This window comes from Mucilaginibacter sp. GW822-FHT03E02, from assembly GCF_058801545.1.
Genome location: NZ_JBXANJ010000001.1, coordinates 3,046,673 through 3,057,215, shown reverse-complemented (window position 1 = coordinate 3,057,215; position 10,543 = coordinate 3,046,673). Strand labels below are relative to the sequence as shown.

Sequence of the window (10,543 nt, the reverse complement as noted above, 5' to 3'; positions counted from 1 at the left end):
ATGAAAAAATATAAATATATTATAACATCAGTACTCTTAGTCGGTTTTGCTGTGTCGTCCTGCAAAAAGGAATTAGACGTGAAAAACCCCAATTCGCCTACGCTTGAGCAGGCAAAAACAGAATCGGGCTTAACCTCGCTTGCAGCAGGAAGTATTTACATTAACGGTTTTGTAAATGGCGACGGATGGCTGGGCGACAGCTTTTTCTCCCTTTGCTACGGTTATCATGAATTACTTGCCGATGATGTTTCGGCACAGGCTGCAAACCAAAACGTGAACCTGGTTAACGTACCCGATTATGCCATACTTGATGACGGTACAAAAGTTGTAAACACCCAACCCCAGATAGCAAATTTAAGACTCAACAATACCCGCGACAAGCAAAGTCAGAATATGTTTTACTATGAATGGCAGAGCATGTACGGATTAAATAACGCCTGTAATCAAGTCCTGGCCCTTGCAGGTACTGTAAGTTTATCAGGCGATGCGGCAACAAAGCTGGCCACCTACAAAGCATGGGCTTACTGGTGGAAAGGCTATGCTTATGCAAGATTGGGTTCGGTTTACTACGCAGGTCTTATTAACAATGATATAAGTGCAACAAATGCTACTTATGTTAACAGCGCCGCTTTAATTGCCGAATCAAATAAAAACCTGACGCAAGCAGCTTCTATTTTGAATGGAATAACCGCTACAGATACCTATACAGCCTTAATGGGAAAGCTGATCCCTTCATTTTTCCAGGTGGGTAATGGCAAAGTACCTACACCGGCCATGTTTGTGCATAGCATAAATACACTAATGGCGCGTAACTTGTTGGTTAACACCCGTACATCTGCCATGACAGCCGCCAATTGGCAAACTATCCTTACGTTAACTGCTTCCGGTATCCAATCTACCGATAATGTTTTTGCAGGATTTTCAACAGAAAATAATTATGTATTTTCATCGGGCGGAGGATCAGTAGCTGTAAATACCGCTGGTGACGAAACCGCAAGCAGCTTTACGATAAGCGAAAGATTGGTACAGGATATTAAACCGGGCGACAAACGTTTGGCCGAAAATTTCCTGCAGGTTACCCCATTCTACAACCAGGTTGGCGGGTTTACCTTTAGCACAAGATGGAAGTTGTATGATGCTAAAATTGATGCCGTTCCGAATAACGGCGCTATTCAACTCGCTAATAAAACACCTGGTAAGCAGGAGGTTTATATAGGTGCAACCTATGAAGAAAATGAGTTGATGAAAGCCGAAGCGCTGATCAATACCGGGCAAATTGATCTTGGTTTAGCAAGTATAGACAATGTAAGAACTTACCAGGGAGCCGGACTTCCAAAGGTTTCAGGTACAGGGTTGGCTTTGGCAGCCGCGAAAGAAGAGTTGCGCAAAGAAAGACGCCTTGCTTTATTGTTTAGAGGAACAGCATTTTACGATGCCAGAAGATGGGGCGTAATATATGATATATCAAAAGGCGGCGGCCGGACTAATGCGGTTATACTATCGCCCAATGGTGTATTAAGCACGCATGCAACTATCAATTATAATTTCCTTGATTATTGGGATGTACCGGCCGATGAGGTGGTGTTAAACCCGCCCGGTGCAGGAAGTACTCCGGTTAAAAACCCGAATTGATTTGTATCGTTCTTTATATAATATCAGTTAATACTGTTAAGGCCGCGCAAACAAATGCGTGGCCTTTTACATTTAGTTCAACTTCTTGTTCACAATCCTATCCGCATAATCCTGGATAAAGGCCTTACAATCGGCTATGCCGGTATTCATTTCGGGATTGGGGTTGTTAGTCATCAGGTTTTTCTCCAGGCCTTTGTCTGTAACGGCGTATATGCCGGTGATGTTTTTTCCGTCGAACAAATAGGTATAGTTGCCTTGCATCAGCTGGTAGATGTTACCGGTTGAGTTGATTACCCTTGGTAATTCGGCAGGTGCAGGGTTAATCAAACTGCGGCCCCATGACCTGAAGGGCTTGTTGTAGCCTATCAAGTCGGCAACGGAAGGGTATATGTCCATCTGCGAAGCAAGGTCGGTACGCGTGCCCTTTAGGGCATAAGCCGTGTTGGCGCTATAAAACAAAATAGGTACAGCAAAGCGGTTAACACCTTTGCTGTATTCCGGGTAATAGGTTTGGCTGGTATGGTCGGCTGTTATAACAAAAATAGTATTGGCAAACCAGGGTTGCGTTTTAGCATAGCTAAAAAATTCGCGCAGCGCATTATCCGAGTATTGCACGCATTTATCAATGGCAAGCGGCCCGCCTTTAAACCTGGCCTTATATTTTTCGGGCAGTTGATATGGGTCATGCGATGACAGGCTGAACAAAGTAGCCATAAAGGGCTGTTTTTGGGTGCTGAGGGTTTTGCCCATAAACTGAAAAAAGTGTTCATCCCAAATGCCCCAGATGCCGTCAAAATCCCGGTCGTTATTGTATTCTGTTCTGCCGTAGTAGTTTTTAAACCCTAAAATGCTGCCAAAGCCCTGGAAACCCATCGACCCATTTGCCGCGCCATGAAAAAATGAAGTTTGATATCCCATGTTGTTACATACTGATACCATAGATTCGATTTTTTGCTTGGCAAAAGGCGATGAAGTAAAAGCCGTTTGAAATGAAGGAATGCCAGCCAAAACTGACGACATAGCATGGATAGACTGACGGCCATTGGCGTAGGCGTTGGTAAATATCAAGCTATTATCTGAAAGCGAATCTAAAAACGGGGTGTACGATACAAAGCCGGGGATGTTGGCCCCCCTGTTCATGCTGCCCCAATACTCTTTGGCCATGCTTTCCAAAATAATAATTACAACGTTGGGTTTTGCAGCGGGCTTACTGTTGTACTGTTTTATAGGTTTAATGTTAGCGTTAATATAATCGGCAGTTGTCCAGTGCTGAATTTTGAAGTTGTTGCTGCTGATTGTGCGGATAATGGCGAAGGGGGTATTTAATACCACATCGCCCTGGTTGGGCACAGTAACGTGTTTATAGGCATCAACCATGTTGATGGGCCTGGTACTGTGCGCAAAATCGCCCCGGATACCGCCTATAACCAGCGCCACGGCAACAAGCAGCGAAACTACAGATGTTATAAAGTAGGGTTGCAAATGCTTTACAGGTCGCGGCTTAACTTTTACGCGGTAATACAGCCAAACCCAGCACAAGCAGCACAATATAAATATTGCCAGGATATACCAATAGGCCCAGGTAAAATGCTCGAGCAGCGCTTTTTTATTGGTTTCATCGGCCAATACATCAAGCACTGCTTTGGTTGAGCGTACCTGGCTGAAGCGATAGTAAATGATATCGACGAAATTGGTGGCGTACGCCAAAAAATTGGTAATAAAATATAAAATGGTGATGCCCTTTTGGTATCCCGGCCGGGTATTGATGGTTAAGGGCAGTATGCTTAATAAAATAAACAGGCTGTTAAGGTATAGCAGGGCAGTGGTATCAAAGGCCATCCCGTAATAGCAAAGTTTTAACAGCGTGGAAAGATTATCAACGGCCAACAGGTGCGTGTTATAAGCAAAAAATAAAACCCGGGCTATAAAATAGAACAGGTAGCCTAAAAACATTCGATATATAAGAACCTTATACTCGGATAACCTAAATTTATCTTCCATGAAAGTGTTGTTTTGGCTACCCCCAAATTGTGTAAGGCGAAAGGTGATTGTCCCCGGTTAAGGAACAATGGTAAATTTATCGTCGTTTAAATGCAGGGGTGCTTGTAAAAGCAACGAATGTAATAAATAAGCAAAAATCTTATTTTAATTTTTTGTCATAATTTAAAATAACTTGTGGGTTTAGTTAATGTTATAAAATTATGAATTTTTATGGTAACCTGTGTCCTCACCGGAAGCTATTCTGGCGGCTTATGGGATGTCGAAAATATTTGAGGAAGGCGTCTGTGGGGACACAGACGCCGGAGGTGCTCAATCTAAAAAAACTTTTCCGCTGCCTGTGTCCTCACAGGCAGCTATTCCGGCGGCTATTCAAACAGTTCCATGTAATGCGATAACCATTTAAATTCCATATCGTCTTCCTCGTAAAACGAGCAAGATGAAAAATAATATTTATTGGGATCGTCGGTTAAATTCCAATGCGCTTGTAAAGGGTTCAAATGAATGTAATCCAATTTTTGCTCTAGCATTTTCCGGTCAATAATTCTTATTGGCAACGAGTTGCGTTGCCAAAATTGGTGGCTCCGGTTGTTAATGTCTGTTTTAAACCGGGCCAACAATGCTTCATCAGTATTGCGTAACTCATCTAAAAACTGGTGCCCTGTGAATTTCATAAAGCTGGCGGATGGGCTTTCCTTACCATTCATAGTCAACGGTGACCAAATTAAATGGATATGGTTAGGCATGATAACAAAGCCGTACACTTTCAGTTTCTTATGCTCAATAAGATATGCTAAACTGTTTACGATGATCATTTTAAATTTGTCTGGTCTTAGTAACGGTATCCAATCGGTTATGGTAGCAGTAAAAAAATAAACTTCGTTTAATTCCATTTATGAAAATAGCAAAAAGGCATAAATTATTTAAGTGGTGGTAATAATATTGTGTTGGGTTTAGGAATTAGTGAGCGAAAGGGTAGGTCATGGGCGACCGACAATGTTTGTGAAAGGTGCCTGTGGGGACACAGGCACTGGAAGAGAGTTTTTTTTCTTTGTTTTCCGCGGTCTGTGTCCTCACAGATAGCTATTCCGGGTTGCTTATGAGATGGCGACAATGTTTGCGGATAGGTGCCTGTGTCTCCACAGGCACCGGAAGGCGCGTAAAACAAAAAAGCCGCGGTTAGCGGCTTTTCCAATATTGTCAGTCGTTCGTTATTCCTCAACCATTTCGCTGTTGGGGCTTGCTGCCTCTGGTACTTCATGTTTGAAGTAGCGCTTTTGATATAAAAGTATCATGATAACGCCCACGCATATGGCAGAGTCGGCGAGGTTAAAGATGGGCCTGAAAAACTCAAATGACTCTTTGCCCCAAAAAGGAAACCATGACGGGTAGGTGCCTCTGAGCAGGGGGAAGTAAAACATATCAACTACCCGGCCATGAAATAGCTTGCCGTGTTGAAACCAGATACCGTAAAAAGTAGAATCAATGATATTACCAACAGCGCCTGCTAAAATAAGCGCCACGTTCATGACCAGCCCGCGGTGATATTTATGTTTGATGAGATATATCAAGCTGTAAATAATACCTGCAACCGCTGCAATACGGAACAGGGTTAATGCCAGTTTGCCGGCTTCGCCCCCCCACTCCATACCAAAGGCCATGCCGTTATTTTCAGTGTAACGCAGCATGCCGTAGCTACCCAGAAAGTGAATCTCCTCGCTCGTAAACATATGTTTCCATACCCAGATTTTAATAAGCTGGTCGGCAAGGATAATGATAAGAGCGGTAAAAAAAGGTTTGGTGTAAGCAGCCTTCATTTATTGCCTCAATTTTGCTTCCATGGTCATGGTCGTGTGCGGCACCGCGCGCAAACGTTCCTTAGGTATCAGTTTACCGGTTTCGCGGCAAATACCATAAGTTTTGTTTTCAATGCGTACCAATGCAGCTTCCAGCTGATCGATAAATTTTTTCTGGCGGGCAGCTAACTGGTTAATTTGTTCTTTTTCCAGTGTGGCCGAGCCATCTTCCAATGTTTTATAGGTGCCTGCAGTATCATCGGTTCCGTTCGCGTTTGGCGAGCTTAAGGATGTTGCAAGCGAGTTTAATTCTTCTTTAGCAATACGCAGTTTATCCAGGATTAGCGCTTTAAATTCCTGCAGGTCTGACTCAGAATATCTGGTTTTTTCGTTTTCTACTTTCATTTATATTTTACTAATTACAATCAAAATTTCATGTCCGTCAATGGTTATTAAATCGCCTTCATTTAGCTGGTTATCAAGCACTATATCCACGGCCAAAACTTCGGCGCAAATATAAGCTAAATTGTTTTTCACCGCTTCGCTGATGTAAGGGTGATCAAACAGCTTAATATCGATTTTATCCGTTACTTCAAACCCTTTATCCTTACGCAGGTTTTGGATACGGTTAATCAACTCTCTTGCTATACCCTCCTGTTTTAACTCGTTGGTTATGGTAACATCCAAAGCAACAGTTAGTTTGCCCTGGTTTGCAACCTGCCAGCCGGGTACGTCTTCGGCGATAATCTCTACGTCGGTGGTGAGTAGTGAGTAGTGAGTAGTGAGTGCGTTGGCGCCAGCTACTTCTAAATCAATGCTGCCATTCGCTTCCAGCTCAGCTATCTGCTCATTTGTAAAGTTATTTATCGCCTCGGCTACTGCCTTCATGTCCTTACCTACCTTTTGGCCAAGGGCTTTAAAGTTTGGCTTTATCTTCTTTTTGATGAAGCCTGCGGTGTCGGTAATATACTCAATATCCTTAATGTTGGTTTCAGATAATATCAATTCTTTAACCAGCTCCACGTGTGCTTTAAAGTCCTTATCTAATATAGGTAAAAGGATTTTACTTAGTGGCTGCCTTACATTAATTCCTATTTTTTTACGTAATGATAGCACCAAAGATGAAATGTCCTGGGCCAGTTTCATACGCTCTTCCAGGTCGGTATCAACCAGGTTGGCGTTATACTCAGGGAAGTAAGCCAGGTGAACAGATTCATAAGCTTCTTTGCCCGTAACACTGTTTAAATCGCTGTATAACCTATCGGCAAAAAACGGCGCTATAGGCGACATTAGCTTACTGATGGTGATTAAACAGGTATATAACGTTTGATATGCCGATAACTTATCATCCGAATTATCTGACCTCCAGAAACGGCGGCGGCTTAAGCGGATAAACCAGTTACTGAAATGGGCATCTACAAATTCCTGTATGGCGCGGGCTGCTTTGGTTGGTTCAAAGTCGGCATAAAAACCGTCAACCTCCTGGGTTAAGGTGTTTAGCAACGAAATGATCCAGCGGTCGATCTCCGGCCGTTTGCTGATCTCTATTTCGACCTCGCTGTAAGTGAATTTATCAATGTTGGCATACAGCACAAAGAATGAGTAGGTATTGTAAAGCGTACCGAAAAACTTACGGCGGACTTCGTCAATGCCCTCTACATTAAATTTCAGGTTGTCCCACGGTGATGCATTGCTAATCATGTACCAGCGCGGCGCGTCGGCACCAAACTGCTCGATGGTTTCAAACGGATCGACACCGTTGCCCAAACGCTTAGACATTTTGTTGCCGTTTTTATCAAGCACCAAACCGTTCGAGATCACGTTTTTAAAGGCTACGCCGCCGTTGCCAACTTTCTGGTTTACTGTCTTTATCTCATCGCTGCACTCGCTTAGCATCACGGCTATGGCATGCAGGGTAAAAAACCAGCCGCGGGTTTGGTCAACCCCTTCGGCAATAAAATCGGCAGGATAGGCCTTCGCAAATTCTTCCTGATTTTCGAACGGGAAATGCCATTGCGCGTAAGGCATGGCACCGCTATCAAACCATACGTCAATCAGGTCGGGTTCGCGGAACATCTTGTTGCTTGTTGATGAGGTTAATATCACATCATCAACATAAGGGCGGTGCATGTCTTCCAGTGCGAAACCAGCAGGCATAAAGCCAGCAGCTATCGATTTTTCAATCTCAGCATTTAACTCAGCTATTGATCCGATGCATTTTTCTTCACCGCCATTTTCCTCGCGCCAGATAGGCAGCGGGGTGCCCCAGTAACGGGAGCGGGAAAGGTTCCAGTCAACTAAATTTTCAAGCCAGTTACCAAAACGGCCGGTACCGGTCGATTCTGGTTTCCAGTTGATGGTTTTGTTGAGCGCTACCATCTTATCCTTAACGGCAGTTGTTTTGATGAACCAGCTATCCAGCGGATAATAAAGAATAGGCTCATCAGAACGCCAGGAGTGCGGGTAGCTGTGCTCGTATTTTTTTACGTCGAAGGCTTTGTTCTCGGTTTTTAGTTTAATCGAGATCTGTACGTCGGTGGCCCTGAAACCTTCTACGGCGCGCTCTTCGGCTGAATAATATTCTTCTTTAACGTATTGGCCTGCAAAATCGGTAACCTCGTCAACAAAACGGCCCTGCTTGTCTACCAAAGGAACCTCCTTGCCATTCTCGTCTTTCACCATTACCGATGGTACGTTGTTTTCTTTACAGGCCCTAAAGTCATCCGCGCCAAAAACTGATGCGGTGTGTACGATGCCTGTACCATCCTCGGTAGTAACAAAATCAGCAGGGATAACGCGGAAAGCGTTTTTCTCCAGGTCGTCATTGGTTACGTAAGGCATTAGCTGTTCGTAGTGAATGCCTAACAGATTGCTGCCTTTAAATTCGGCGGCTAATGTCCATGGGATAATTTTATCGCCGCCTTTGTAATCTTCAAAAGATGCGTTTTCGCCTTCGGCCTTGAAGTATTTTTTTACCAGGTCCTTTGCTAAAACAACGCAGATTGGTTCAAAAGTGTAAGGATTGAACGTGTTTATTTTAACGTAGGTGATATTTTCGCCTACGGCAAGGGCACAGTTTGAAGGCAGTGTCCACGGTGTAGTGGTCCAGGCCAGGATAAACACATCGGTATTTACACCCTCAAACAAAAAGGCCGAATCCTGGTCGCGTTTTACTTTAAACTGAGCAACAATGGTGGTATCTTTCACCATTTTGTAAGTGCCCGGCTGGTTAAGTTCATGCGAGCTTAAACCGGTACCCGATTTTGGTGAATAAGGTTGTACAGTGTACCCTTTGTATAAATAGCCGGCTTTATAAAACTCCTTCAGTATCCACCAAAGGCTTTCAATATATTCGTTTTTGTAGGTGATGTACGGATCTTCCAGGTCGACCCAGTAACCCATTTTTTCGGTCAGGTCGTTCCATACATCGGTATAGCGCATTACCTCCTTACGGCAGGCATCGTTGTACTCTTTAACGGTGATTTTTTTGCCGATATCGTCTTTGGTTATTCCCAAAGCTTTTTCAACGGCCAACTCAATGGGCAGGCCATGAGTATCCCAGCCGCCTTTACGTTTAACCTGGTAACCTTTTAAAGTTTTATAGCGGCAAAAAATATCCTTGATAGACCGTGCCATTACGTGGTGAATACCGGGCATACCATTGGCGCTCGGTGGCCCTTCGTAAAAAGTGTAAGGGTTATCTTCCGGGCGATTGCTGATACTTTTTTCGAAAATGTTGTTCTTTTTCCAAAATTTAAGTACTTCTTTGCCTGTTTGCGATAAATTTAACTGCTTATATTCCTTATACATGTATATCTTTTACCTTTTATCACCTCTTTTTTAAGAGGTTGCAAAAATACGGAATTTATAAATCATTTTTTTAATTTAGACGGGTGAAAAATAATAAAGTAAAGCGCACGATATTAATGTTGTTGGTAGCCGTGATGCTGTTTTCGGCTACTATGGTTATCCCGGCTTTACAAGGCTCCAATTGGAAAGTTTACATGCAGGGTGCCGCCACCGGTTTAATTATGGCCGCGATAGTGAGTATTATTACTTTGATTATTGATTATTTGAAGGATAGCAGGAAGTAAGCACGATTTTCAGGATTAGACAGGATTTACAGGATTTTGATTGTACGCTTTTAGTCTGAACTCGGATTAAGCGGATTTATCAGATTTTTTGGATTTTGATTGCAAATTGGTGAACTTGAATCAGATTATTCCGCTCCGGACAATCAAAAAAATCATGTATAATCCCATAAATCCGCTTAATCCGAGTTCAGAAAAAAAAAGAAAAAATCCTTTAAATCCTGTTAAAAGATAGCCCTGTTCGCCCCGCCATCAACCTGTATAGTAGTCCCGCTAATGTAAGCTGCCTGTTCCGATGCTAAAAATGTAACCAACGCCGCAAGCTCTTCAGGTTTGCCTATTCTTCCTAACGGGATGGTTTTTGCTTTGTCTTTTATAGCTTGTTCCGGGTCAACATCTTTAGGGAGTGTGTGCTTAATGCGGTCGGTAAGGATTAAGCCGGGAGCCACATTGTTTACCGTGATATTGTATGGGCCAAATTCATCGGCCATGAATTTGGCCATACCCACAACGCCCATGCGCATGGTGGTAGATAGTACGGAATTACCCAATACTGCTTTTACCGAGCCACTGATGATGTTGATGATTCTGCCGCTACCCGTTTTTTGCATATAGGGCAATACCAGTCTGCTAAAGCGGGCAACGCTAAGCAGGTTAAGCTCAAATGCTTTTTGCCATTGCTCATCGTCAAAGTTTTCAAACTTATCAAAAGGTGGCCCGCCGGCGTTGTTCAGTAAAATATCTATCTGCCCGAATGTGGCCGCGGCTTGGGCAACAAAGGTTTCTATTTCATCGGTTTTGGAAACATCAACAGGTATAGCCACAACTTCGTTGCCGGTTAGCTGCCTTATTTCTTCGGCAGTTTTACTTAGTTCCGCCTCATCGCGCGAGCCGATAATTACTTTGGCGCCTTCGGCAGATAGCGCGGTGGCTATTGCTTTGCCTAATCCTTTACTGGCTGCCAGCACCAGGGCTACTTTGTTGTTGAGTTTAAGATCCATGTCGATGTTATTCGTTTGCAAATTA

8 protein-coding genes are annotated in these 10,543 nt (G+C 43.4%); 2 read left to right on the top strand and 6 right to left on the bottom strand.

The window, feature by feature from the left end; translation table 11 throughout:
* Entirely contained in the window at positions 1-1,632 is a 1,632-nt protein-coding gene (locus AC1RM2_RS12805; RefSeq protein WP_492985466.1) for a RagB/SusD family nutrient uptake outer membrane protein, read from the top strand.
* A 72-nt stretch (positions 1,633-1,704) separates the two neighbouring features.
* Here AC1RM2_RS12805 and AC1RM2_RS12800 read toward each other — a convergent pair whose 3' ends face one another.
* From AC1RM2_RS12800 to ileS, 5 genes are all read right to left on the bottom strand, one after another.
* Complete coding sequence (locus tag AC1RM2_RS12800; RefSeq protein ID WP_492985465.1) at positions 1,705-3,633, bottom strand: LTA synthase family protein; 1,929 nt, start codon at positions 3,631-3,633, stop codon at positions 1,705-1,707.
* Positions 3,634-3,998: 365 nt separating this feature from the next.
* Entirely contained in the window at positions 3,999-4,523 is a 525-nt protein-coding gene (locus tag AC1RM2_RS12795) for a transposase (protein WP_492985464.1), read from the bottom strand.
* A 318-nt stretch (positions 4,524-4,841) separates the two neighbouring features.
* Positions 4,842-5,447: a lipoprotein signal peptidase gene (locus AC1RM2_RS12790; protein ID WP_492985463.1), complete on the bottom strand. Its 606-nt coding sequence runs from the start codon at positions 5,445-5,447 to the stop codon at positions 4,842-4,844.
* Positions 5,448-5,831: a TraR/DksA family transcriptional regulator gene (locus AC1RM2_RS12785; protein WP_091149429.1), complete on the bottom strand. Its 384-nt coding sequence runs from the start codon at positions 5,829-5,831 to the stop codon at positions 5,448-5,450.
* On the bottom strand, positions 5,832-9,236 hold the full coding sequence (gene ileS, locus AC1RM2_RS12780) for an isoleucine--tRNA ligase (protein WP_492985462.1): 3,405 nt from the start codon (positions 9,234-9,236) through the stop codon (positions 5,832-5,834).
* An 83-nt stretch (positions 9,237-9,319) separates the two neighbouring features.
* Between ileS and AC1RM2_RS12775 the strand changes: the two genes are divergently transcribed.
* Complete coding sequence (locus tag AC1RM2_RS12775) at positions 9,320-9,520, top strand: hypothetical protein (protein WP_492985461.1); 201 nt, start codon at positions 9,320-9,322, stop codon at positions 9,518-9,520.
* Positions 9,521-9,741: 221 nt separating this feature from the next.
* Here AC1RM2_RS12775 and AC1RM2_RS12770 read toward each other — a convergent pair whose 3' ends face one another.
* Positions 9,742-10,518 carry an SDR family oxidoreductase gene (locus AC1RM2_RS12770; protein ID WP_492985460.1) on the bottom strand — a complete coding sequence of 259 codons (777 nt, stop codon included), beginning with the start codon at positions 10,516-10,518 and terminating at the stop codon, positions 9,742-9,744.
* Between the last annotated feature and the right edge of the window lie 25 nt (positions 10,519-10,543).